21 protein-coding genes are annotated in these 22,805 nt (G+C 73.4%); 2 read left to right on the forward strand and 19 right to left on the reverse strand.

Annotation, left to right across the window (positions count from 1 at the left end):
• Positions 1 to 42 precede the first annotated feature (42 nt).
• On the forward strand, positions 43 to 1,059 hold the full coding sequence (locus AB0I91_RS29395; RefSeq protein ID WP_499639823.1) for an alpha/beta fold hydrolase: 1,017 nt from the start codon (positions 43 to 45) through the stop codon (positions 1,057 to 1,059).
• A 220-nt stretch (positions 1,060 to 1,279) separates the two neighbouring features.
• Here the strand turns inward: AB0I91_RS29395 and AB0I91_RS29400 are convergent, their stop codons facing one another.
• The 5 genes from AB0I91_RS29400 to xynA all read right to left on the reverse strand — a co-directional run bounded on the left by AB0I91_RS29400 (position 1,280) and on the right by xynA (position 4,600).
• A complete protein-coding gene (locus AB0I91_RS29400; protein ID WP_499608765.1) occupies positions 1,280 to 1,759 on the reverse strand; it encodes a SitI3 family protein in 480 nt (159 codons plus the stop codon).
• A gap of 20 nt (positions 1,760 to 1,779) precedes the next feature.
• Positions 1,780 to 3,024, reverse strand: a complete 1,245-nt coding sequence (locus tag AB0I91_RS29405; RefSeq protein WP_498782381.1) for a CdiA C-terminal domain-containing protein — start codon at positions 3,022 to 3,024, stop codon at positions 1,780 to 1,782.
• On the reverse strand, positions 3,021 to 3,332 hold the full coding sequence (locus AB0I91_RS29410; protein WP_498782383.1) for a type VII secretion target: 312 nt from the start codon (positions 3,330 to 3,332) through the stop codon (positions 3,021 to 3,023). The genes AB0I91_RS29405 and AB0I91_RS29410 overlap by 4 nt, the downstream gene beginning before the upstream one ends.
• A 13-nt stretch (positions 3,333 to 3,345) precedes the next feature.
• Positions 3,346 to 3,816, reverse strand: coding sequence for a YbaB/EbfC family nucleoid-associated protein (locus AB0I91_RS29415; protein WP_499639825.1), 471 nt, complete (start codon positions 3,814 to 3,816; stop codon positions 3,346 to 3,348).
• Positions 3,817 to 3,922: 106 nt separating this feature from the next.
• Positions 3,923 to 4,600: an endo-1,4-beta-xylanase XynA gene (xynA, locus tag AB0I91_RS29420; protein ID WP_498780826.1), complete on the reverse strand. Its 678-nt coding sequence runs from the start codon at positions 4,598 to 4,600 to the stop codon at positions 3,923 to 3,925.
• 518 nt (positions 4,601 to 5,118) lie between these two features.
• Here xynA and AB0I91_RS29425 point away from each other — a divergent pair.
• Entirely contained in the window at positions 5,119 to 9,108 is a 3,990-nt protein-coding gene (locus AB0I91_RS29425) for an nSTAND1 domain-containing NTPase (RefSeq protein WP_499639827.1), read from the forward strand.
• A gap of 4 nt (positions 9,109 to 9,112) precedes the next feature.
• Here AB0I91_RS29425 and AB0I91_RS29430 read toward each other — a convergent pair whose 3' ends face one another.
• The 14 genes from AB0I91_RS29430 to AB0I91_RS29495 form a co-directional block, all read right to left on the reverse strand.
• The gene (locus AB0I91_RS29430) at positions 9,113 to 10,243 is read right to left on the reverse strand and encodes an NHL repeat-containing protein (RefSeq protein ID WP_499639829.1); all 1,131 of its coding nucleotides are present in this window, start codon (positions 10,241 to 10,243) and stop codon (positions 9,113 to 9,115) included.
• A gap of 160 nt (positions 10,244 to 10,403) precedes the next feature.
• Positions 10,404 to 12,272 (reverse strand): hypothetical protein, encoded by a 1,869-nt coding sequence (locus AB0I91_RS29435; RefSeq protein WP_499639831.1) that lies wholly within the window; start codon positions 12,270 to 12,272, stop codon positions 10,404 to 10,406.
• A 202-nt stretch (positions 12,273 to 12,474) separates the two neighbouring features.
• Positions 12,475 to 14,190 carry an ABC transporter ATP-binding protein gene (locus AB0I91_RS29440; protein ID WP_499639833.1) on the reverse strand — a complete coding sequence of 572 codons (1,716 nt, stop codon included), beginning with the start codon at positions 14,188 to 14,190 and terminating at the stop codon, positions 12,475 to 12,477.
• Entirely contained in the window at positions 14,187 to 14,633 is a 447-nt protein-coding gene (locus AB0I91_RS29445) for a lasso peptide biosynthesis B2 protein (protein ID WP_498780834.1), read from the reverse strand. Before AB0I91_RS29445 ends, AB0I91_RS29440 begins: the two co-directional genes overlap by 4 nt.
• On the reverse strand, positions 14,630 to 14,887 hold the full coding sequence (locus AB0I91_RS29450) for a lasso peptide biosynthesis PqqD family chaperone (protein ID WP_498780835.1): 258 nt from the start codon (positions 14,885 to 14,887) through the stop codon (positions 14,630 to 14,632). The genes AB0I91_RS29445 and AB0I91_RS29450 overlap by 4 nt, the downstream gene beginning before the upstream one ends.
• A 12-nt stretch (positions 14,888 to 14,899) precedes the next feature.
• Entirely contained in the window at positions 14,900 to 16,732 is a 1,833-nt protein-coding gene (locus AB0I91_RS29455; RefSeq protein WP_499639835.1) for an asparagine synthase-related protein, read from the reverse strand.
• Between the two features lie 16 nt (positions 16,733 to 16,748).
• Complete coding sequence (locus AB0I91_RS29460) at positions 16,749 to 16,862, reverse strand: keywimysin-related RiPP (protein WP_498780837.1); 114 nt, start codon at positions 16,860 to 16,862, stop codon at positions 16,749 to 16,751.
• 306 nt (positions 16,863 to 17,168) lie between these two features.
• A complete protein-coding gene (locus tag AB0I91_RS29465) occupies positions 17,169 to 17,549 on the reverse strand; it encodes an STAS domain-containing protein (RefSeq protein ID WP_499608748.1) in 381 nt (126 codons plus the stop codon).
• A gap of 52 nt (positions 17,550 to 17,601) precedes the next feature.
• Positions 17,602 to 18,021 carry a response regulator gene (locus AB0I91_RS29470; RefSeq protein WP_498780839.1) on the reverse strand — a complete coding sequence of 140 codons (420 nt, stop codon included), beginning with the start codon at positions 18,019 to 18,021 and terminating at the stop codon, positions 17,602 to 17,604.
• Positions 18,018 to 19,499 (reverse strand): PAS domain-containing sensor histidine kinase, encoded by a 1,482-nt coding sequence (locus tag AB0I91_RS29475; RefSeq protein WP_498780841.1) that lies wholly within the window; start codon positions 19,497 to 19,499, stop codon positions 18,018 to 18,020. Before AB0I91_RS29475 ends, AB0I91_RS29470 begins: the two co-directional genes overlap by 4 nt.
• A 54-nt stretch (positions 19,500 to 19,553) precedes the next feature.
• Positions 19,554 to 19,934 (reverse strand): ATP-binding protein, encoded by a 381-nt coding sequence (locus AB0I91_RS29480; RefSeq protein ID WP_499639838.1) that lies wholly within the window; start codon positions 19,932 to 19,934, stop codon positions 19,554 to 19,556.
• Positions 19,935 to 20,016: 82 nt separating this feature from the next.
• The gene (locus tag AB0I91_RS29485; RefSeq protein ID WP_498780843.1) at positions 20,017 to 20,667 is read right to left on the reverse strand and encodes a response regulator transcription factor; all 651 of its coding nucleotides are present in this window, start codon (positions 20,665 to 20,667) and stop codon (positions 20,017 to 20,019) included.
• Between the two features lie 161 nt (positions 20,668 to 20,828).
• Positions 20,829 to 22,010 carry an MFS transporter gene (locus AB0I91_RS29490; protein ID WP_499608739.1) on the reverse strand — a complete coding sequence of 394 codons (1,182 nt, stop codon included), beginning with the start codon at positions 22,008 to 22,010 and terminating at the stop codon, positions 20,829 to 20,831.
• A complete protein-coding gene (locus tag AB0I91_RS29495) occupies positions 22,007 to 22,783 on the reverse strand; it encodes a DeoR/GlpR family DNA-binding transcription regulator (protein WP_499639840.1) in 777 nt (258 codons plus the stop codon). Before AB0I91_RS29495 ends, AB0I91_RS29490 begins: the two co-directional genes overlap by 4 nt.
• Positions 22,784 to 22,805: the final 22 nt, after the last annotated feature.

A 22,805-nucleotide genomic window follows, 5' to 3' on the forward strand; every position in this document is an offset into this window, starting at 1 on the left:
GGGGTGTCGCCGCCGACCACCTCGTCGGTCGTCGCTTCCACTATGGTGGAATCGGACCGCGGTGAATCAGTGGTGGTCGTGCCGAAAACGGTGACGATCACCCGCCTGCCGGCGAACTGGATCGTTACCGGCGCTGATCGTAGAGGGTGTTCGGCGGGTGCGCCAGCCCGTGGCTCGGACTTCCGAAGGGACACCGTGGACGACGTCGCCGACCTCGCGAAATCCGGTTCCGGGCCGTACTTCCTCAATGATCGGAAACAATCGGGTGAGCCCATTCGGACGGCATTGTTCTGCCATGCGGCGGGCTTTACCGGCCGGGTCTGGCGGTCGTGTGTGAAAAATCTGCGGACGCCGTTGCGCGCCGCCGCTCTGGACCTGCGCGGCCACGGTGGCGCGCCGCCGTTGGCCGAGGACGCGGGCTGGGGCGTGTTCGCCGACGACGTCCTCCGCGCCGCTCGCGCGCTGGGCGCCGGTCCGCTGATCGGCGTCGGCCACTCGTTGGGCGCGACGTCGTTGCTGCTGGCCGAAGCACGGGCGCCGGGCACGTTCGACCTGCTGGTCTGCTTCGAGCCGATCCTCGCGACCCGGCACGACCCGGCCTTCGCCGAGGCGGCGGCCCGGCGGCGCGCGGTGTTCGGGTCCCGGGCCGACGCGCTCGCCCGGTGGTCCGCGCGGCCGCCGCTGTCCCGGCTCGCGCCGGAGGTCCTCGCCGACTACGTCGACTCGGGGCTGGCCGAGGAGCCGGACGGCCGGGTGCGGCTGCGGTGCGCGCCGGAGGTGGAGGCGCAGCTGTTCCGGACCGCCATCTCGTGCCCGTGGCGGGAGGCGTTGCCGTCCGTGCGGTGCCCGACGGTGTTCCTCCGCGGCGGCGAGTCGGTGGTGGTGAGCGGCGACTCGCTCGCGGCGGCGTGCGCCGGACTGCCCGCGGGACGGGTGGGCGAGGTGCCGGGCCTGGACCACCTGGGTCCGCTGGTCCGGCCCGGCACGTTCGCCGAGGTCCTCGACGGGCTGCTCGCGGACTTCCTCGACGGGCCCGCCGCTGCCCGGACCACGCCGTGATGAGCTGCCGGGCCAGACCCACGATCGGGTTGGCGTTGATGTCGTAGTTGCTCAGCACGATCGCCACCCAGCGGAGGTCGGGGTGGCGTCCAGCCGGTGGCCGTGCCGGGGCCGCTGCCGGAGTGCCCGACGACCCGCCGGCCGTCGGTGACGGTGTGGCGGAACCCAACACCGCGCGCCCGACGGGCGGCCTCGACATCACCGCGCTGCTACCGACGGCTCACTCGTCGGGGAACACCGTGGTCTCGCGGCGGTAGGGCCGGCCGAGCAGGGCGAGGCGGTCGGGCGGCCAGAGGTCGTCCCGGTCGTTGAGCAGCAGCTCGCCACCGCGTCGCAGCAGCCAGATCGTCTCGAAGTCCTGGTGCAGCACCGCGTTACCCGGGACCTTCTCCAGCAGCCCGGCCGTCAGGCGGACGACGTCGCCCTGTTGGCGCCCGATGTCGGTCTTGGCCAAGCGGTAGGCGACGCGCGTGGTGGGCGCGACGCCCAGGACGTCCAGCACCGGGTTCCACGGCTTGGGCTTGTCCTGCACCACGCGCAGCCACGTGCCGCCGGTCGTCACCGCGTCCTCGCCGAGCAGGCGCCGGCCGGTGACGGCCGGGTCGAGCAGCCCGGCGGCGACGCCGACGTCGCGCAACGCGTCGGCGACCTGCCCGACCGGTTGCGGAGTGGCGAGCGCGAGACCGTACGAAATGGACACTGGCAATCCTCTGTCGCGGGCTACGGGTACAAGTGAACCACGGCGCCGTTCTTGTCGATGACGATGACTTCCTTCAGGCCCTCGATCGGCCAGTCGCGCATCTGGGCGCGCAGCCGTTCCACGTCGACCGGGCTGTCGGCGAGGTTGACCACGACCCGGTCGGTCTGGCCGTCCTCGACCTTCTCCGCGATCCGGCTGTGGATGTTGCGGGGGCTGCCGGTCACCGGCGCGATGTTGTCGAAGATCCGGCCCTCGATCCGGTAGTCCGGGTTCTTGGCCCCCGGGACGACCGGGTTCTGCTCGACGTCGTACCCGGCCCGGGCGAGGGTGGTCGCCGACTCGTTCTCCCGTTGCAGCGACCGCTTGGTGTCCGCGTCGTGCTTCGGGTCGATCTCGGTGCGCGTCCCGCCGGGTTGGGCGTCCGGGTCGGGGGAGCGGGACGGCCCGGTGTGCCCGTCGCCGCCGGGGGTCGGCTTCTTGCCAGGGCCCTCCGGCGGCTTGCCGCCGTCGCCGCCGCGCCGCAGGTCGTCCATCTTCTTGCGGATCTGCTTGAACAGCTCACCCAGGCGGCGCAGCAGGGGCATCAGCTTCTGCATCGTGCGCACGAGCTGCTTGACGAGCTGCGCGATCCGCGCCGCCCACTTGGCGGCGGCGGCCGAGGCCTGGACCGCGGCGGCGGGCAGGCCGATGATGGTCAGCGCCTCCGCCGCCCACACCGCGAGGCGTCCCACGAGGTCGGCGATCAGGTCGCGCACCGTCTCGCGGACCACGCCGACGACCACGCCGGCCAGCTCCACCGCGCTGCCGAGGCCCGACGCGGCCCGGGCCGCCGCGCCGATCACCGCGACGAGGTCGGCGGCGCGGGCGCGGTAGGCGTCGGCGGCCTTGCCCGACCACGCGGCGGTGTCCGCGGAGTGCTCGGCGCCGTACGCGGTGTGCACCTCGCCGACGGCGGTCGCGATGTTCTTCCACGTCCGGGAGTGCGCGGCCACGGCGTCGGCGTTGCCCGCGAGCTTGTCCAGCGCCTCCCGCAGCGGGCCGACGTGCTCGATGATGAACGAGACGAGGCTGGACGCCACCGAGCCGAACGGGTCCATGACGATGCTCAGCGCTTCCAGGCCGGTGCCCGCCGCGCCCAGCCCGATGTCGACCCAGTCGCCGCTCTCGATGCCCCGCACCAGGTCGTCGACCGATTCGGCGATGCCGATGCCGGTGTAGGACCGGGTGGAAGCGCGCTCCGGCGCGACCAGCGGGTTGCCGGTCACCGCAGGCCGGCTTCGATGGCGGTGAAGCCGCGCACGGCGGCCACGTCCTCGGAGTCGTAGGCGTCGGCCGTGTCGCGGAGGTTCCCGGCCACGGTCCCGAGGCCGTCGCGGGCGGCCTTGAGGGCTTCGTGCGCGAGGGCTTCCACGTCGTTGAACAGCGGTGGCAGGAACTGGCAGATGACGCCGTAAGCGCCGTCGGGCATCACCTGCGCCGCCGCGTCCGCCGCGGTGCCCAGGCTCGCCGCGTGGGCGTCGACCTTGCCCGCGTGGGCGCGAAGGTCGCCGCCGATCACCTCGAAACCGGCCATGATCTCCCCTCGGTCAGCTCTGGTCGAAGACGGAGTCCTCACCGAAGTCGTCCTGGTCGGTCGGCCCGCGCCGCGGTGGCCCAGCGGGCGGGTCGGGTTCGTCGGACGCGGCGAACTTCTGCGCGTAGTAGCCCGCGATCCGCTCGGCGCCGTCCTCGCCGAGGGTGTCACCGGCGATCTCGCGCACGCGCGGGGTGATCTGCGCTTTCGCCTGCCTGACTGCGATGAGCAGCTGCCGGCTCAAATCTTCGGGCGTGGTGCGGGCGAGCTGGTCGGTGAACGTCGCGTCGACCAGCGCGCCGTCGGCGTCGACGGTCACGGTGACGACGCCGCTGGGACTGGTGGCGCTGATCCGCACGCCCTCGACCCGCTGCTGGAGCTGTCGGTACCGCTCGGCCTTGTGCTCGAAGGTGGCGACCCACGCGTCCAGACCGCGTTCGACCTCGGCTGGGTCGCCGCCGACTAAGTCACCCGGCACGGTCATGCCGACGACCATACCGCCGGAACCCGGTCTGTGGGCGCAAAAAATGGCGTCGGACAGCGCGGTGGCGCGACGGCTTCGCTGCCGTCGCGCCACCGGGTCCGGGGTGCTAGCTCACGGTGATGTTCGAGTTGCCGCTGCTCTGGTAGCCCTCGGTCGCCATGATCATGTAGTAGCGGAAGCTGCCCAGCTGCATGCCGGCCCGGCTCCACGCGTCGAAGTGGTTGCCGGTGGTGATGGTGCCGCCGACCCTCCTCTGCTGGCGGACGCTCCAGAACTGCGCGAACGTCTTGGTGCCCTCGACGGACGGGGCGTTGTAGCGCATCGTGTGGTAGATGTCGTACGTGCCGCCGTCGCTGGTGACCGTGCCCCGGTGCGTGCCCGTGGGCCGGTAGTTGCCCCAGCTGTCGACGATGTAGTACTCGACCAGCGGGCCCGAGGTCCAGCCGTAGAGGCACAGGTAGCCGTTGCCCGAGGGGTTGAAGCTGCCCGAGTAGCGCACGGTCCGGCGGGATCCGTTGCTCCAACCCTTGCCGCACACGAAGTTTCCGGTGTTCCGCCACGAGGTGCTGTACTGCCCGCCCGACCCCATGGTCATGGAGACGGTGTTCTGGGCGTCGGTCCAGAACGAGTAGTAGTAGCCGTTGTGGTTGCCCGTCTGGTTCGTGGTGACGGTCTGGGCGTGGGCGGTGCCGGGCAGGATCAGCCCGGAGCCGAGCGCCAGGGCTCCGGCGCCGCCGATGAACGTCCTGCGGCTGATCGGGTGCGCAGGGGCGTTGTCTTCCATTGGTGTGCTTCCTCCTCGTTGAGGCCAGCGAGGGGCCACCCGGCGTGCGGCGGGACCGGCAGTCCGGTCGGTGGCCGCAAATGGCGGCCGCGGCGCTCCCGGTCGTACACTGCGATCAGGCTTTCGACCGCCCTATCGCTTTTGACGGTCGGTTGCCGGAGTCGCGGGGGTGACCCGATCGACATCGGTCCAGGGTCTGTCGATGCAGACAGTGTTCGGCCGACTCCGGCGTGCTGTCAACGATTCTCGTAAGGTTGCGAAAACCTTATCGTAAAATTGCGCAAGTACGTCCGGCGCGGGTATGGCTGAAATGCATCGGTACTGGTGCCGGGATTTCCGGTCCGATGCGGCCCCGGTGGTCGGTGAAAAGTTTCGGAAACCTATCGAACTCGGCGGGCGTGCGCGGCGGTGGTCGGTCGGCGTCGGCGGCCCTTCAAGATCACCCGATCGTGCGTGGCATTCGGGCGTGCGCGTTCGGGAGAATGGCCCTGGGGATGGTAGTCCGGGGGGATAAGCCGATGGAGTCAGCACGTGCGTTGCCCGCGGCTGTCGTGCGGGTGCGCGATGGTCGGGGATCGGTGGTGGGCGCGGGTTTCCTGGTCGCGCCGGACCTGGTGTGCACGTGCGCGCACGTGGTGGGCGACGGCACCGTGCCGCCGCCGGGGCCGGTGCGGGTGGACTTCCCGATGCTGCCCGGCGCGCCGGCCCGCACGGCGGTGGTGGAGGCGTGGCGGCCCGTGCTGGCGGACGGTCGCGGCGACATCGCGCTGCTGCGGTTGACCGAGCCGCCGCCGGAGGGCTTCGCGACGTTGGCGCTCGGGGCGGCGGAGAACCCGTGGGGCCAACGGTTCCGCGTGCCCGGGTTCCCGGCGGGCCACGAGGACGGCGTGTGGGTCGGCGGCAGCCTGCGCGAGCGGCAGGGCACCGGGTGGGTGCAGGTGCAGGCCGACGACGGGCCGCGCATCGCGCGCGGCTTCAGCGGTTCGCCGGTGTGGAGCGAGGACCTGGCGGCGGTGATCGGCATGACGGTGGCCGCCGAACGCGGCTCGGGCACCGCCTACCTGATCCCGTCCGAGACGCTGGTCGAGGTCGCGGGCGAGCTGGCGCCACCGTGCCCGTTCCGGGGCCTGCGGGCGTTCCGCGCCGAGGACGCGCGGTACTTCTTCGGCCGCGACGACGAGATCGACCGGCTCGCGCGACGGGTGGCGCGGCAGCGGATCGTGCTGGTGGTCGGGCCGTCGGGCTGCGGCAAGTCGTCGTTGGTGGACGCCGGGCTGCGGCCGCGGCTGGAGGCGGCGGGCACGCCGGTGGCCCTGGTCCGGCCCGTGCCCGGCCAGTCGGCGCACGACCTGCTGGCCGTGCTGCGCCCGGTCGCCGTACCCGGCGCGGTGCTGGTGGTCGACCAGTTCGAGGAGGTCGTCACCACCGACCCGGGCACCGCGCGGGACGTGCTGCGGCTGCTGGAGGAGCTGACCGCCGAGCCGGGCGGGCCGCGGGTCGTGCTCACCCTCCGCGCGGGCTCCCTGGACGGGCTGCTGGCGACCGGCGGCGTGCCCGCGCTGGACGACGCGACGATGTTCCTCGCGCCGTTGAGCGGGGACGGGCTGCGCCAAGCCGTGGAGCGGCCCGTGGCGCTCACGCCCGGCGTGGCCTACCAGGACGGGGTGGTCGACCGCGTGCTCGTCGACGCGCGGGCGGGCACGGGCCTGCTGCCGCTGGTCGAGTTCACCCTCACCGAGCTGTGGCAGGCGCAGGAGGCCGGTCGGCTCACGTTGCGGGCCTACGACGAGCTGGGCGGTGTCGCGGGCGCGTTGGCAGGCCACGCCGAGCGGTTCTACCGCGACCTCGACCCGGCCGAGCGGGAACCGGTGCGGCGGCTGCTGGTGCGCCTGGCCCGACCCGCCGACGACGGCTTCGCGTTGCGCCCCGTCAGGGTGGACGAGGTGCCCGACGACCTGCGCCGGGTGGTGGACGTGCTGCTGGGCGCACGGCTGCTCCTCGTCCGCGAGGACCCGGGCCAGCCGCCGGTGCTCGCGCTCGCCCACGAAGCCCTGCTGCGCAACTGGCAGACCCTGCGCGGGTGGCTGGAGGCCGACCGCGAGTTCCTGGCCTGGCACGCGCAGGTGCGCGAACGCGCCGATCAGTGGGAGCGCGAGGGCCGCGACCGGAGCCTGGTGCTGCGCGGCGGGCAGCTCGCCACCGCGCGGCAGTGGCTCGACCAACGCCCAGCCGACGTGGACCGGCGCGAGCACGACTACGTGGCCGCCGGTCAGGCCGCGCGGCGCCGGTCGACCAGGACCAGGCGTGCGGCCGTGGCGGCCATGGCGGTGCTGCTGCTGGTGTCGGGGCTGCTCACCGCCCGCACGGTCTCGGCCAACCAGGAGCTGGACACCACCGTGCGGCGGCAGGGCGCGCAGCTGCTGCACGACCTCGCCGAGCGCGAGGCCGGGGTCTCCGCGATGAGCGCGTTGCAGTTCGCGCTGGCGTCCTGGCGGCACGACCCGGCGGTCGGCTACGGCGCGCTGGTGCGACAGCAGGCCGTGTTCTACGACGTGGCCGAGGTGGACGTGGACCGGTTCGCCGTGCCGATGGAGGTGATCGCCACGACCCCGACCGGCCACGTCGCCGTGTCCGCCACCGCGTCCGGGGCGTTGACCGCGTGGCGAGACCCGTGGGGCGACGCGCCGCGGTCGTGGCCGCTCGGCACGGTCGACGGGGTGGAGGGCATCCGCGTCAGCGACGACGGCACGCGGGTCGCGGTGGCCGACACGGCGTCGGCGATCCGGGTGTGGGACCTGCGCGAGCGCGGCGAACCCGTGCTGGTGCGCCCCGCCGCCGCGGAGCCGGATCCGCTGGAGGACGCGGGCCTGGAGATCTCCCCGTCCGGCGGGCACGTCGTCCTGGTCAACAAGTCGCGGGTGGAGGTGTGGGACGTGGCGCGGCGGTCCCGCGTGGAGGGGTTCGCGCCGCCGCCGGGCGAGGTGCTCGGCGTCGCCGCGGTGGACGACGAGCTCGGCGCGGTGGCGTTGCTGGAAGCGCGGGCCGACGGCACGGTGTTCGCCGTGCGGTCGCTCGACACCGGGGCGGAGGTGCGGTCGACGCCGGGCCTGTCCACCACGGCCCGCCAGGGGCGCATGGTGCTGTCGTGCGCGCACGACGTGTTCTCCGGGCGGGACGTGTTCAGCGGCGCGGAGGTGTTCCGCCGGGCCGCGCCGGACTGCGGCGACGTGTCCACCGACCTCACCGGCGAGTACCTGGCCTTCGACCCGGGCGTCGAGTCGGGCAGCTTCGGCCTGGTGACGTACCTCGACCCGCGTGACGGCCGGGCCTACCAGTCCTCGACGCCGAGTTCGGACCTGACCGAGGACCAGGAGGTCGGCGGCGGCACGGTCGTGCTGCGGTCGCCGGACGGCACGCCCGACATCCGCCACGTGCGCGGCCGGGCGGTGGTGCGGATGCGACCACCGCGCCCGGTGGAGGAGGTCGGTTCCCAGCAGTCGGCGTACGCGGGCACGACCGACCTGCTCAACCCGGCCTACAGCGAGGACGGCTCGCTGATGGCGGTGGTCGAGGGCGCGAGCGACCGGGTGCCGGGCTTGTCGCTGGTCGACACCCGCACCCGGCGGCGGCTGGCGCACGTGCCGGACCTGCTGCCACCGGGCCGGTTGTTCCTGCAGTTCACCCCGGACAACGCGCGCCTGCTGCTGTTCGACGGCCCGGAGCTGCTCGTGCTGGACACCCGCGACCTGGCGGAGCTGCGCCGGGTCCGGCTGCCCCGGCCCGCCGAGCTCGGCGACCAGGAGGACCGCCGGTGGCGGCGCTCGGTGGCCGCCGTGGACGACCGCACCGCGGTGACCCTGTACGCGGGGCTGCTCACCCGGTGGAACCTCGACAGCGGCTCGCCGGTCGGCCAGCCGCTGCCGGTCGGCGACACCGCGCGCGAACTGCTGGAGGCGGCGGAACGCGGCGTCGTGCTGCGCACCCCCGATCCCGACCGGGTCCTCGTCAACACGCCGCACGGCCAGCGGTGGTGGGACCTGGCGGCCCGGACCGCGGGCGACGAGATCGCACCCGAACCGGACTCGACGATGCTCGCCGCCGCGCTGCACCGCCCGGACATCGCGATCCAGTACTCGTCGGGCCGGGCCTACGTGCACGACCTGGACTCCGGCGCCACGTCGAAGGCGATCCCGCTGACCGCGCACGTGGCGCCCCTCGGGTTCACCCCGGACGGGAAGCTGCTCGCCTCCGGCGAGGACGAGCTGATCCAGGTGTGGGACCCGGGGACGGCACGCCTGCTCGGCGAGTTCCGGCTGCCCGACGACACGGTCGGACCGGTGATGGCGGGCTCCCGGCTGATCGCCGCGAACAAGCGGGGCTTCGTCTCGCTGGACCTCGACCCGTCCCACTGGTTCGCGGCCCTGTGCGCCGCCGCCGGCCGCGACTACACGGAGTCCGAAGTGGACAGACTGCCGCCGGGGGTGGACCGGGGCAACCCCTGCGCGTGACGGTTCAGCTCGGGTCGCCCGGTGTGGGGTCGGTCGGGCGGTCCCACGACTCGGTGGTGAGCTGGGCCAGGGTGAAACTCGTCAGCTCGGTGACCAGCAGGCTGCGGGACAGGGGGAGCAGGCGGTGGGCCTTGCAGTGCTGGGTGGGCAGCACGGTGACCTCCTCGCCGACGACCCGGGTGAAGTCCGGGTCGAACGTGACCCGCACGACGACGTCGAGCACGTCGTCGGAGACGATCGACGACCCCAGCAGCCACGCGCTCGGCCCGCCCGCCGGGTCGAACGCGATGTGCAGCAGGCCCGCGTCGGCGACCTCGGAGGACCGCAACCGGAACCACGTGGTGGCGCCGTCGGCGTCGATGCGGCCGAACGTGCCGGTGCCGTGGTCGCTGGAGCCCAGCAGCGCGACCCACAGGCCGACCGGACCGGCCACCAGCCCCACCGGCCGGTCGGGGACGTCCAGCTGGGTGGTGTCCCGGGTCAGGGGGTTGATGCGCAGGACCTGGCTCGCGTCGTCCTGGCTGGCGTAGAACTCGCCGGACGCGGGGTGCCGGGCGACGAAGATCGGGTTCGGGCGCGCCTCGTAGAGCCGGAACCGGGACGGGTCGGCGTGGTCGATCGACAGCACGTGGTTGCTGGTCTTCAGGCTCACCCACAGCTGGTCGCCGTACTCGCCGACGTAGTGCGGTCCCTGCCCGCCGCCGGGGACGTCGATCGTGCGCACCACGCGGGGCGGCGCGTCGACGTCCGGGCCGTTGGGGTCGACGAGCAGGAGCCGGTTGTCGCCCTCGTGGGTGGCCCACACCAGGCCGGGGTGGCGCTGCGAGACCGCCAGGCCGTGCAGCATGGAGTGCGCTTCGCCCAACGGGTGCGCCCGCGCCGCCTGGACCTGCTCGCCCGCCGGGTCGAGCCGGACCTTGACCAGGTGGCTGTTGGACATCTGCGACACCAGCACGAGCGGCAGCCCGGGGACCCGCACCAGTTCGTGCGTCTGCTCGGCGTGTGGCAACCCGTACTCGACCACCGAGCGGCGGGGCACGCCCCGCGGTGGTCGGGCCTGGGCCGGAGCGGCGGTCAGCAGCGGCGCGGTGATGCTCGTGAGCAGCACGGATCGGTGGAACGCGCGCCGGTCCATCGGGCCTCCTCGGACGGGAACCGGGTCGGCCCCACCGTAGGCACGCCGGCGGTCCGCCACCGCCCGACGACGCGGACGAGCCCGCGTCGGGTGAACGGATTGCCCCTTCACGGGGACGTCGGTGGGCGCGGCCGACCAGCGCCGCGCCCACCGGACAGGGTCAGCCGGCGCCCCGGACGAACGCCCAGGCGGTGCGGGTGACGGTGTCCTCGGTGCCGGTGAACCCCTCGGCGGGGCTCAGCTCGTCCTCGGTGAAGTCGAGGTCCGGGTCGTCGGCCGTGCCGCCGACGCCGTCCGGGCCCACCGCGAACATGACGGCCGGGTCGCCACCGGGGTCCATGATGCCGTGCGCGTCGTTGAGCCGGTCGGTGTGCCAGCTGCCCGACATGTGCCCGACCTCGTGGCTGGTGATGTTGCCGACCGCGCGGCCGATGAACGCGATCTCGTCGCTCGCCGGGCCGACGTAGGTGTTCAGCGACCACACCGGTCCGGCCGGCGCGCTGATCTCGTCGAGCAGCACCAGCGCGGTCTCCTCGCGGCCGAAGTTGCCCGCGTCGATGGACTGGGCGATGCCGACGGTGGAGATGCCCGTCTCGGCGATGGTGCCGCCGACGACGACCCGGCTGACGTTCGGCTGCCCCCACGGGTCGACGTGGTCGCGGCTGGTGAGGATGCGCACCGCGAAGCGCGGGTTGAGGCCCTTGGCGATCAGGTCCCGTTCCAGGTTCTCCCGCACGGTGGCGGTGATGGCCGCGATCAACGCGCGTTCGTCGGCCGCGGCGAGTCCCCACCGGGGCAGGAAGTCCGCCAGCGGTGAGAGGTCGCGCAGGCCACCGCCGCCGCCGTAGATCGCCGTGTTCACCCTGGCGCCGTCGAAGTCCAGGAAGATGGTGTGCACGGAACCACGTGGCGCGGTCTCCGTGCCGGGGCGGAACGCTTCGAGCTTGATGTCGTACGGACCTTCGCCCGCCTCGACGCCGAGCCGGTACCGGCCGGCCGCCGGCGCCACGAAGTCCACGACCGCGTTGCCGCCGCCGGGCATCGGCGAGACCTGGGCGAACGAGTACGTGAGGTCCTGCGAGGAGCCGAACACCTCGCGACCGGCCGGGTCGTGCACCGCGATCCGGGTGCCGCCGCCCGCGACGGCCGCGCCGAGCACGTCGCCCGCACGCAGGTCGAACGAGTAGTAGTCGAGGTCGCCGCCGCTCTTGCCGCTGGTGATCAGCAGGTCGTACGGGCCTTCGGTGACGACGCCCGGGCCGGTGCCCGGTGTCAGGGGGTCGCGCGGCAGCGCGAACGGGTCGGAGCCCACCATGAGGTAGAAGGTGCGGCCGGCCTGGATGGTGAACGTGATGGCGGAGTCGGTCGAGCCGCCGCTGTCGCCGCTGACGGTCCACAGGCCGCCGTCGGTGTCCCACAGCGCGAGCACCGGGTCGAGGTCGCCGGTCGGCGTCGACGTGCGCGCGGAGAACGTGACGTCGGTGGCGCCGCCGTCGAGCCGGTAGAAGTCGAAGTCCCCGGTGCCGTCGCCGGCGCTGCCGTGCGGGCCGTCGCCGATGACGCCGCTGGTGCGGACCGCGCGCCGGGTGACCGGGAAGCCGGTGTCGCCGGCGAGCCCGATCGCGTCGTCGGGCTCGGGGAGCGGCGGCAGCACCGGGATCGTGTCGTCCAGCCTGATGTCGCCGGTCAGCGCGATCTTCGAGTCGGCGGGCGCGCGGGTGCCGAAACCCGCGATGTGCTCGGCGGTCGTCGGGGTGTCGTTGGCGCCGGTGACGCCGACCGGTTCCTGTTCCTGGTACGGCCGGGCCGCTTGCGCGCCGACGCGGTGCCGCCGTGCCTGCGCCTTGGCCTCGCGGGTGCGGGCGACCGTTGCCCAGTCGGTCTCGGCCGGTTTCGACGGGAACATCAGCACCGGATCGGGTTGGATCACCGGCACGGCCTGCGGTTCGGCGGTGGCGGCGGTCTGCCCGCCCCACAGCAGCGCGGCGGCGACCCCCGCCGCCAGCGCGCCGAGTGCGCGTTTCGTCATTGCTTCCCCCTGGCTCCCGGGATGTCCGGAACTGCCAGCAAAGCGTGCGGGAGCGCGAGGGGGTCGTGGTTCGGCCGAGGTTGGCCTGTTCACGTCAACTCCGGCGACGCCTTTCGGAGCAGCACGGCGGGGAGGTGGACGAGCGTGCGGCGGCACGGCTCTACCGCCGGGCTCACGTCGCAAGTCGGCCCCACCGCCGGGCTCACGTCGCGAGTCGCCGGTACAGCTCGCTGTCGCACAGCAACTCCGCCGGCGTTCCCCGTGCGGCCACCCGGCCACCGTCGAGCAGCACGACGCAATCCGCGCTGCGCAACGTCGACGGCCGGTGCGCGATGACGAGCAGGGCGCACTCGGCGGAGACGCGGGCGACGGTCTCGGCCAGCACGGCTTCGGTCATCGCGTCGAGTTGCGAGGTGGGTTCGTCCAGCAGCAGCAACGAGGGCTTGGTGAGCAGCGCGCGGGCCAGCGCGACCCGTTGGCGTTCCCCGCCGGACAGCGCGCAACCGCGGTCGCCGACCTCCGTGTCCAGCCCGGCGGGCAGGCGGTCGACGAGGTCGCCGAGGTCGGCGAGGCGCACCACGCGGTCGATCTCGGCCGCGTCGGCGTCGGGGTCCGCGTAGGTGATGTTGTCCCGCAACGTGCCGTGCAGCACCGGGGTGTTCTGCTCCACGAAAGCCAGTCGCGCCCGGCACTGCGCCCGGCTCAGCTCGCGCACGTCGCGGCCGTCGAGCAGGATCGTCCCGCCCTGCGGGTCGTAGAAGCGCTCGACCAGGGCGAGGATCGTGGACTTCCCCTCTCCCGACCTGCCCGCGAGCGCGACCAGGGAGCGGGGCGGCACGGTGAACGACACACCGCGCAGCACCGGGCGGTCGGGGTAGTCGAACCGCACGTCCCGGAACTCCAGCACGGCGGTCGCCGCAGCCGGCCGCACGACGTCGGGAGAGCTCTCCCGGTTCTCCTCGACGGGCAGGGCGAGCACCTCCCACACGCGCTGCAACGCGCCCATGCCGCGCTGGATGGTGGTCACGGCGTGGAACGCCGACGCCAGCGGAACGGCGAGGTAGCTCGCGTACAGCAGGAACGCCACCAGATCACCCAGCGAGGCGGCGTCACGCGCGACGCGGACGCCACCGACGAGCAGCACGAGCAGGAGGGTGCCGTTGGCCGCGAGTTCGACGGCGGGATCGGCGATGCAGGCGAGTCTCGCGGTGCGCACGCCGGAGCGGTAGGCGGAGTCGGCCTGCCGGCCGATGCGCTCGGTCTCCCGCTGCTCCGCGCGGCTGGCCCGCACGGTCCGGATGGCGCCGAGGGCCCGGTCGAGGTCGGCCGCCATCGCGCCGACACTGGCCTGGGTCCGCTCACTGGCCGCGCGCATCCCCCGCACGGCGCCGACCACCAGCAGCGCACCGGCCGCGACGGTCACGAACACCAGGACGAACAGCGTGACGTCGAGCCACACCATCAGGACCACGATCCCGGCCGTGGTGAGGACACCGGTCACCAGGTCCACGAACGACTGGGCGACCACGTCGCGCAGCACGGTCGTGTCGGCGCCGGTCCGGGAGACCAGGTCGCCGATCCGGCGCTCGTCGTAGACCGGGATGGGCAGCTTCAGCAGGTGCCCGATCAGCGACCGGCGCAGTCCCAGCACGATGCCCTCGCCCGTGCGCTCCAGCAGGAACCGGCCGAACGCGCCGAGGAGTGCCTGGGCGACGAACAGGGCGGCGAGCGCGGCGACGAGTTCCCACGCCGTCCGGCCCGCGCCCGCCTCGGTGATGGCCTCCCGCGCGACCAGCGGTTGCGCCAGGCCCAGGACCGCGCCCACCAGGGTGAGCAGCACCGCGAGCAGCACGGCCCGCCGGTGGCCGCGCACGAGCCCGAGCAGGTCCCTGACCCGCGCGCCGGGCCCGGATTTCATCCCGCGGACCTCCGCGAGGGCGCCGGTGGCACCACGATGAGGCGGATGAAGTAGTCGGCGGGCAGGTGCTCGTCCACCAGCCGACCGTCCGCCTCGACCCAGGCGTGCGCGCCGAACGGCGGCTTCTTCCGCGCGCCGGTGCACCACGTCGGCCAGGTGCCCGTCAGGCGGCACAACAGCGCCGTGGCCAGCGAGCGGGGCAGGCACCCCTGCGGCCCGGCGCACGGGAGGCTGACCGCGAGCACCGCGTCGCGTGCCTTCTTCGCCTGGGCGTAGGTGGCGGGTCGGGCGCCGCGCCGGAGCACGGTGAGCACGGCGCGGAGGCGTGCCGGTGACAACCGCGCGATCAGGCCGGCCGCCGCGACCGCCAGCCGTGCGGCCACCCGTCGTGGCAGCGCGATGCCCCGCCGAGGGGGCCGGGTGATCGCGCCGGGGGACGTCACGGCGTGACCAGGTCGGCCGAGCGCAGGCTGTCGAGCAACGTCTCGACGTCGCTCCTCGCTTGGGGTTCGTCCACTTCGAACTGCTCGGTCAGCGCCTGCACCGCCTCGTCGGGCGTGCGGCCGGCCAGGAGCAGGCGCACCACCTCCGCGCCGGTCGGGTTGAGCTGCCAGTAGTCACCGGTGCGCTCGTCGAGCAGCACGGTGCCGTACTCGGTGTCCGCCGTGGACACACCGTCGCGGATCCGGAGGGGCATGCCGATCTCCCTTCATGCGGGCGTGGTGGAGCGAGCCAGGGCGCGCAGCCAGACCTCGCAGCCGATGGTCGTGTACAGGGTGGCCCGGCTCAGGTCCGGTGTGGACGGTCGGACGGCGAGCGCCCGGAGCTGTCGCGCCTCGACCAGGCCGAGGTCGGCCAATCGGGAGTCCTCCCACAACGCCAGCAGATCGCCTCGGTGCTCGCGCAGGCCCGCGGCGTCGTCGAGGGCGGACTGGGCTTTGGTGCTGCGCTCCAGGCACTCGTCGGCGACGACGCCCCGCATCGCCTCTTTCAGGACGGGCTTGTAGGTCCACGGGGTGACGCGGTCGTCCGGCCGCACGGACAGGAAGGCCTCGATCACGCGGTCGTCCATGAAGGGTGAGGTGATGGGCAGCCCGGCGTTCGCGGTGATCTGCTCCCAGTGCCGGATGATGCGGTTGGTGCTCCGGATCTGCTCCAGGTCGGCGTGCAGCCCTCTCGTCGGCGCCAGTGGTCGTGCGTCCGGTGCGACGGCCAACAGGGCTTCCCGCGCCAGGCCCACCGCTTCTTCCGTCACCCACGGGAAGAGCCGGGGCGGCATGCCCCACCCGAGACCGGTGGTGGCGACGTCGGCCAGGGGCGATCGCAGGTCGTCTGCGGCGTCGGCCAGCCAGGCGTGATAGGGCCGGTTGTCGGCCAACGCGCGGATCATCGGCAACCACGGTGAGTGCCACAAGGAGCGATAACCGCGCAGTCGCCCGAGCGCGAACAGCGGTCGGCGGCGCAGCAGCGTGTGGTGGTAGGCGTCCGAGCACCAGGCGACGTGGTCGCCACCGATGCCGGTGAGGTGCAGGCGTGCCCCCTTGGCCGCGAGCCGGGGCAGGTGGGCCGACAACCGCGCTTGGTCCATCACGCCGATGGTGGGCTCGTCCACGGCGTCGTCGATGTCCCGCAAACCCGCGTACACCAGGGGGGACCGCTCGGCGGGCAGGCTGTCGTGGACCACGCCGGGCAGGTGCGCGGCGGCGCGGCGGGCCCACGCGAAGTCGTCGTCCGCGTCGTCCAGGCCCGGCCAGGTGAAGGCGATGATCTCGGCGTTCCCCCGGGCGGCGAGGAAGCACACGGATGTCGAGTCCAGGCCGCCCGACAGGTCGCAGCTCACCACGCCGCCGTGCCGGGTGCGCGCGTCGACCGCCTCCGCGAGCGCCTCGCCCGCCCGCACGGCGCCGTCCGCGATCGACAGCGAGGGCTCGGGCGGGTGCCACCAGCGGGACTGGCGGGTGCGGACGCCGTCCGGCTCGACCACCAGGTAGTCCCCGGGCGCCACCGAACGCACGCCCCGCCACATCGGGGTGTCCGCCAAGGGGTGCGGCACGGGGAACAGCAGCCGCACCGCGACCTGCTGCTCGTCCAGTTCCGCCCCGGCGAACCCGGCGAGGAGGTCGGCGCGATCGGCGACGACGGTGACACCCGCGACGACGGCGTGGAACACCAACCTCATGCCGGAAGCGCTGCCCTGGACCCGCAGCCGCCCGTCCACCGAGGCCACCAGGTGGAAGCTGCCGGGCAGCTGGCGCGCCAACCGGTCGAGGTCGGCCACGTCCCGCACCCGCTCGGCCTCGCGGGTGAGTTCCGCCGCCGTCACCGGGCAGCACCCGATCACCGCCAGCCTGGTGCGCCCGGTCTCGGCCACGGTGATCTCGCCGCCGGGGCGGCGGGCCACCAGCCACGGCCGTCCCGAGGCGTGCGTGACGTTCAGGTCGGCCGCGCCCCGGAAGGGGGCCACGGCGAGCGCGCCCTCGCAGTCCGGCAGGACCACGAAGCCGACGTCGCCGTGGCCCGGCGTGCGATTCGGCGCCGACATCAACGCGTCGGCGGCGTCAGTTCTTGCTGAAGATGAGGCGGTCGCGGCCGTTGCGTTGCAGCAAGCCGGTCACCTTCGAGAATGCGCCTGAGCGGATCAGGACCGGTGCCTCGTACACGCGCTTGGTCATCGTGCGTCCCTTCTCGTGAGGAATCTTCGAGTGGCGCCGCCCGGTGCTTTCACGAGCCGACGGACGACTGCGCGCACTCGGCGGCGGCCACGCCTCGTCATGTAACCCGCGGCGGCCACCGCACGCTGATCCCCGAGAGGACCACTCGGACGAGCGAGAGACCGCCCGTGACCAGCGTGGAGGCAGTCGAACGGGTGTGCGCTCCCCACTTTCGACGGATGCCCGCGGTCGACCTCCGTCGGCGTGGTGCCCGACGGGAGTGCCGCCGTCGGGTCTCCGGCACGCGTGACCGGAACGGGGGAGGGCTCAGCTCCGGCGGGCGCCCTGGGGCAACGCCACCGACGCCAGCGCCTCGTCGACCGAGCCGAACACCGTCAGCAGCGACCCGAGGGACGTCAGCTGGATCGGCCTGAGCACGGCGCGCGCGGTCGCGACGACCGCGAGGGTGTCGACGCGAGCGCGGGTCTCCAGCAGCAGCGACAAGCCGGCGGAGCTGAAGAAGCTCACCCCGGACAGGTCGAGGACCAGGGCGGACGGGCGCTCGGCCAGGCCCGACAGCACGGCGGCGCGGACCTCGGGAGTGGTGTCGATGTCGACCTCACCGGCCACGCCGATGACGAGGACGTCGCCCGCTCGGGTGACACGGATGTCGAGGATCGGTGAGGGTTGCCCCATCGGCTCGGCCACGACGTCTCCCGGGTGTGATGCGGTGTCGAACCACAGTTGTACCAGGCCGACGCTACGTGCTGGGCAGCGGCGACGCACCCCTGCGCTCGCCGTGCCCCGGCCGTCCCAACCGGCGGACGGCCGCCACGATGTCGCTGTTCGACACGCCTTTGACCAGGTGCTCACCGACGCCGGCCGAGGTGAACTCGTGGAAGGCCTCCCGATCGGCGAAGGCCGACAGCGCCAGGATCCCGGTGTTCGGCGACCGGAGCCTGATCTCCCGCGCGGCCCGGCCACCACCACCGCCGGGCATGCGCACGTCGAGCACGACGACGGCGGGGCTGTGGCGTTCGACCAGCTCGATCGCCTCGTCCGCGTCCCGCGCCACCGCGACGACCTCGAAGTCCGGCTCCGCGTCGAGCACCTCGCGCAACGCCTCGCGGATCATCGGGTCGTCGTCCGAGATCACCACGCTGAGCTTGCGGTCGGTCACGGCTCACCGCCGGGGGAGTCCGGGATCCAGAACCGCACCTCCGCGCCACCGTCGGGGCCCTGTCCCACCGACCACCAGCCGCCCGCGGTCTCCGCGCGCTCCCGCATCTCGATCATGCCGAAGTGGTCGAACGCCGGTCGGTCGCCCGGCGCGCCCGGGTCGGCGCCGACGCCGGTTCCGACACCGACGCCGTTGTCCACGACCTCGACCAGCGTGCCGCCGCCGGTCGAGGTCAACGACACCTCGACCGCGGACGCCCGCGCGTGCTTGCGGATGTTGACCAGGGCTTCCTGGCAGATGCGGAAGATCGTGATCGCCGACTCGGCGGGCGGCTCGCGGTCCAGCTCGTGCCGCAGCCGGTACGTGATGCCCCACGGTTGGGCGACGTCGGTGAGGTAGTGGTCGAGGGCCTGCACCAGGCTGTGCCGGTCGAGCTCCGGCGGGCGCAGCCGGAAGACCAGGTTGCGCAGCCGTCCGATGGACGACCGCACCGCCTCGTCCAGCTGCCGCACGACGGCCGCGTCCTCCTCGGGCAGCCGGTTGGCCAGCAGTTGCAGCCGCATGCCGACGGCGACCATGGACTGGATCGAATCGTCGTGCACGTCCCAGGCGATGCGGCGCCGCTCCAGCTCCTGGGCCTCCACGAGGTGGCTGACGAGCCTGCGCTGCTCGGTCAACGTCCGCTCGACCCGCCGGTGCTCGGTCATGTCGCGGGTGACCTTGGCGAACCCGCGCAGGCGGCCCGCGTCGTCGGTCAGGGCGGTGATGATGACGTTGGCCCAGAACCGGGTGCCGTCCTTGCGCAGCCGCCAGCCCTCGTCCTCGAACCGGCCGACCTCGGCGGCCACCTCCAGCTCGCGCCACGGCTTGCGCGCCACCAGGTCCTCGGGCGGGTAGAACAGCGAGAAGTGCTCGCCGACGATCTCCTCGGCCGAGTAGCCCTTGATCCGCTCCGCGCCCGCGTTCCAGCTGATCACCCGGCCGGTCGGGTCGAGCATGAAGATGGCGTAGTCGAGCACGCCTTGGACGAGCAGCCGGAACCGCTCCTCGCTCGCCCGCAGCGCCTCCTCGGCCCGCATCCGCTCGGTCATGTCGCGGGTGACCTTGGCGAACCCGCGCAGGCGGCCGGACTTCTCGAACAGGGCGGTGATGATGACGTTGGCCCAGAACCGGGTGCCGTCCTTGCGCAGCCGCCAGCCCTCGTCCTCGAACCGGCCGACCTCGGCGGCCACCTCCAGCTCGTACCAGGGCTTGCGCGCCTCGAGGTCCTCGGCTGGGTAGAAGGTCGAGAAGTGCTTGCCGATGATGTCCTCGGCCGAGTAGCCCTTGATCCGCTCCGCGCCCGCGTTCCAGCTGATCACCCGGCCCGTGGGGTCCAGCATGAAGATCGCGTAGTCGACCACGCTGTCCACCAGCAGGCGGTACGCGTCCTCCGGCGGTTGTTCGAGCGCGGGGTGGGAGGAGTGATCAGCGGCCATGGCGTCACTGTGCACGATGCTCTGCCACGGTGCCACGGGCCTGCGCACCCGGCCTCAGGACGTCGCGTCGGCGGCCATCTCGCACCACACGACCTTGCCGCCGCGCTCGGCGTGCGCGCCCCAGGCCGTGGTCAGGTGCTGGACGAGCTGCAGGCCCCACCCGCCGACCGTGGCGGAGAGCCGGGCGCGCGGCAGGACCGGGCTGCCGTCCTCGACCTCGACCCGGAGCCGGCGCGCGTCGCCCGCCAGCCGGATGACGGGGATGGTGGCGGTGTGCCGCAGGGCGTTGGAGACCAGTTCGGAGGCGACGAGCACGACGTCGCCGTGGTCGCCCAGGTAGCCGAGGTCGGTGAGGGTCTTGCGGACGAAATCGCGGGCCAGGCCCGCCGCTCCCCGGTCGATCGGCGCGCTGAACTCAGCGACCGGGCCAGACACCGAGACGTCCACGGTCGTACTCTGCGGTATCGAGCGGTCGGTGCCCAGACGCACCGTCACCGTCGCGTCTAGTGCAGCTGCACTAGTCGAGCAGGCCGTCGCGGCGGGCGATCGCCACCGCCTCCAGCTTCGACCTGGCGCCGAGCTTCTCCAGCACCCGTTGAACGTGGTTGCGCACGGTGTTGCGGGCGACGCCCATGCGCTCGCCGATCTCCTCCGTGCTCGCGCCCTCGGCCATGAGCAGCAGCGCCTCGCGCTCACGGACCGTGAGCGGCACCCCGTTGTCCTTGGCGCGGCCGGTGAGCTTGTCCAGCACGCCCGCGAGCAGCCCGCCGTCGAACACGACCTCGCCGGCCGCCACCCGCAGCACGGCGTCGGTCAGGTCCTCCAGTCGGGCGGACTTGAGCACGAGGCCCGCGGCGCCGGACTCCGCGGCGCGGGCGGCGACGGACACGGTCGCCTCGCCGGTCAGCACCAGCACGCGTGCGCCCCACTCCTCGAAGCCGGGGATCGCGTCCAGGCCGTCGCCGTCGGGCAGCCGGCGGTCCAGCAGCACCACGTCGGGCCGGTGCCTGCGGACCTCGGCCACCGCGTCGGCCACGGAGCCGACCGTGGCCACGACCTCGACCTCGCCCGAGTCCGCCCAGGCCAGCCGGATCGCCTCGGCCACCAAGTGGTGGTCCTCCACCAGGACCGCGCGGACGGGTCGGGACGGGTGGGGTGAGTGCGCCATGCTGTGCAGATCCTCGTCGCTGGTCCGGTCACCCACCCTAGACCTTCCGGTACCACCCGGTCCGATCACCACGCTCGAAGATCGGCACCGTGATCGCACGCGGGGCCGCGGCGAGCGGCATCGCGGGGACCGGGTGGCTGGCGGCGTTCAGGCGACGGTGGTCAGCGCGACCCGACCTGCTCCTCCGCCGGTGCCGGACGCGGGGCGAGGACGCCCGCGAAACCCACCGCCAGCAGGCACAACGCCACCGGCACGAGGAACGCCACGTTCAGCGGGATCCAGTGGGCCAGACCGCCGATCAGCGCAGGACCCGCGAGCAGCCCCACGTAGCCGAGGCCGACGACCCGGGCCATCAACGCGCCCGACGACCGCTTGTCCAGGTTGCCCGCGGCCGAGAAGAGCTGCGGCACGCTGCCCGACAAGCCCAGGCCGAACAGCGCCCAGCCCGCGAACGCCGCCCACACCCACGGCGAGAGCACCACGAGCAGGAGCCCGAACGCGGCCAGCGCCGCCCCGTACCGCACGATCGCGACGGGCCCGACGAGCGCGGCGACCCGGTCGGTGGCGAACCGGCCCACGGTCATCGCCACCGCGAACGACCCGTAGGCGAACGCCGCCGTGCTGGTGGAGGTGCCGAGGACGTCCTCGGCGTGCAGCGCGGCCCAGTCGTTGGCGACGCCCTCGGCGAGCATCATGGCGAACGCGATCGCGCCCAGCAGCCACACCAGCTTGGTCGACGGCTTGGCCGACGGCGCGGCCGACGAGGCCTCTGCCGGCTCGGGACGGCCGTCCATCAGGAACCGGCCGGTCACCAGCGACACCACGATGGTGAACACGCCGCACGCGCTCAACGTCACCGTCGTGGGCACGTCGGCGTTCAACGTCACCGCGCCGACGACCGCCGCGATCGCGCCGCCGATCGACCACATCGCGTGGAACGACGCCATGATGGGCCGCGGGTAGGCCCGTTCGACGACCACGGCGTGCGAGTTCATCGCCACGTCGATCGTGCCGTTGCCGAAGCCGAAGCACGCCAGGGCCAGGCCCAGCGTCCACCACGACGTGGCCAGGCCCGGGAAGAACAGGGCGACGCCGAGGAGCACCCCGGCCGCGGGCAGCAGCTTGCGCTGGCCGAGCCGGTCGGCGAGCGGACCGGCGACCTGCATGCCGAGGAACGCCGCCGCGCCGAGCACGAGCAGCAACCCGCCGAGGGTGCTGTGCGAGATGCCGGTCGCGCGTTCGACGTTCGGGATGTGCACCACCCACAGGCCCACGGCGAACCCGTTGATGGTGAAGTAGATCCACGTCGCGACGCGTGCGGCGCGCGGCAGGGGGGTCGTCACAGGTTCTCCAGTCGTTCGGCTACGTGCACGAGCACCCCGCGCGCGGCCAGCTCGTGGCGCACGTCGGTGGGGGTGTCCGAGTCGGTGACCAGCACGTCCGGCCGGTCGGCCGGGCAGACGTGGGCGAGCGCGGTGCGGTCGAACTTCGTGGCGTCGGCGAGCACGATCGTGCGGCCGGACACGGCCATCGCCTGCTGCTTGACCTCGGCGTCGGCCAGGTTGTGCGCGGTGAGCCCGGCGTCCAGGTCGAACGCGCACGGGCTGAGCACGGCGACGTCGAACCGCAGGGCGCGCAGCGACGCCAGCGCCAGCGGGCCGACCATGGCCAGCTCACCGGGCCTCGGCTCGCCTCCGGGCAACAGGAGCCGCACCTCGGGCGCGTCGAGCAGCTCGCGCACCGCGTGCAGGGACAGCGGCATGACGGTGACCGGGCGGCCGCGCAGCAGCTTGGCCACCTCGACCGCCGTCGTGCCGCTGTCCAGCACGATCGTCTCGCCGTCGCGGATCAGCTCGACGGCCGCCGCGGCGATGGCGCGCTTCGCGCCGTTCGCGGTCGCCGTGCGCGCGGTGAACGGGGGCTCGACGCCCGCCGGGCTGAGCGGCACCGCGCCGCCGTGCACCCGGCGCAGCACGCCGCCCGCCGCGAGCAGGTCCAGGTCACGGCGGATGGTCATCTCCGACGCGCCGGTGGCCGCCGCCAGCTCCGCCACGGCGACCTGCGCGCCGGAGCGGAGCCGTTCGACGATCACCCGGTGGCGGTCGGCGCTCTTCACATGAGCAACCGTCGCAAATCAT

The sequence above is a fragment of the Actinosynnema sp. NPDC049800 genome (assembly GCF_040656635.1).
In the GTDB taxonomy this organism is placed as follows: Bacteria; Actinomycetota; Actinomycetes; order Mycobacteriales; family Pseudonocardiaceae; genus Actinosynnema.

Excerpts from the sequence above, each read along its gene's own strand:
- AB0I91_RS29455 (WP_499639835.1), bottom strand. The coding sequence starts at position 16,732 with ATGTCGGCGCCGAATCGCACGCCGGGCCACGGCGACGTCGGCTTCGTG.
- AB0I91_RS29440 (WP_499639833.1), bottom strand. The coding sequence starts at position 14,190 with ATGAAATCCGGGCCCGGCGCGCGGGTCAGGGACCTGCTCGGGCTCGTG.
- AB0I91_RS29410 (WP_498782383.1), bottom strand. The coding sequence starts at position 3,332 with ATGGCCGGTTTCGAGGTGATCGGCGGCGACCTTCGCGCCCACGCGGGC.
- AB0I91_RS29430 (WP_499639829.1), bottom strand. The coding sequence starts at position 10,243 with ATGGACCGGCGCGCGTTCCACCGATCCGTGCTGCTCACGAGCATCACC.
- AB0I91_RS29425 (WP_499639827.1), top strand. The coding sequence starts at position 5,119 with ATGGAGTCAGCACGTGCGTTGCCCGCGGCTGTCGTGCGGGTGCGCGAT.
- AB0I91_RS29435 (WP_499639831.1), bottom strand. The coding sequence starts at position 12,272 with ATGACGAAACGCGCACTCGGCGCGCTGGCGGCGGGGGTCGCCGCCGCG.
- AB0I91_RS29475 (WP_498780841.1), bottom strand. The coding sequence starts at position 19,499 with ATGGCCGCTGATCACTCCTCCCACCCCGCGCTCGAACAACCGCCGGAG.
- AB0I91_RS29450 (WP_498780835.1), bottom strand. The coding sequence starts at position 14,887 with ATGCCCCTCCGGATCCGCGACGGTGTGTCCACGGCGGACACCGAGTAC.
- AB0I91_RS29415 (WP_499639825.1), bottom strand. The coding sequence starts at position 3,816 with ATGACCGTGCCGGGTGACTTAGTCGGCGGCGACCCAGCCGAGGTCGAA.
- AB0I91_RS29395 (WP_499639823.1), top strand. The coding sequence starts at position 43 with ATGGTGGAATCGGACCGCGGTGAATCAGTGGTGGTCGTGCCGAAAACG.
- AB0I91_RS29485 (WP_498780843.1), bottom strand. The coding sequence starts at position 20,667 with ATGGCGCACTCACCCCACCCGTCCCGACCCGTCCGCGCGGTCCTGGTG.
- xynA (WP_498780826.1), bottom strand. The coding sequence starts at position 4,600 with ATGGAAGACAACGCCCCTGCGCACCCGATCAGCCGCAGGACGTTCATC.
- AB0I91_RS29460 (WP_498780837.1), bottom strand. The coding sequence starts at position 16,862 with ATGACCAAGCGCGTGTACGAGGCACCGGTCCTGATCCGCTCAGGCGCA.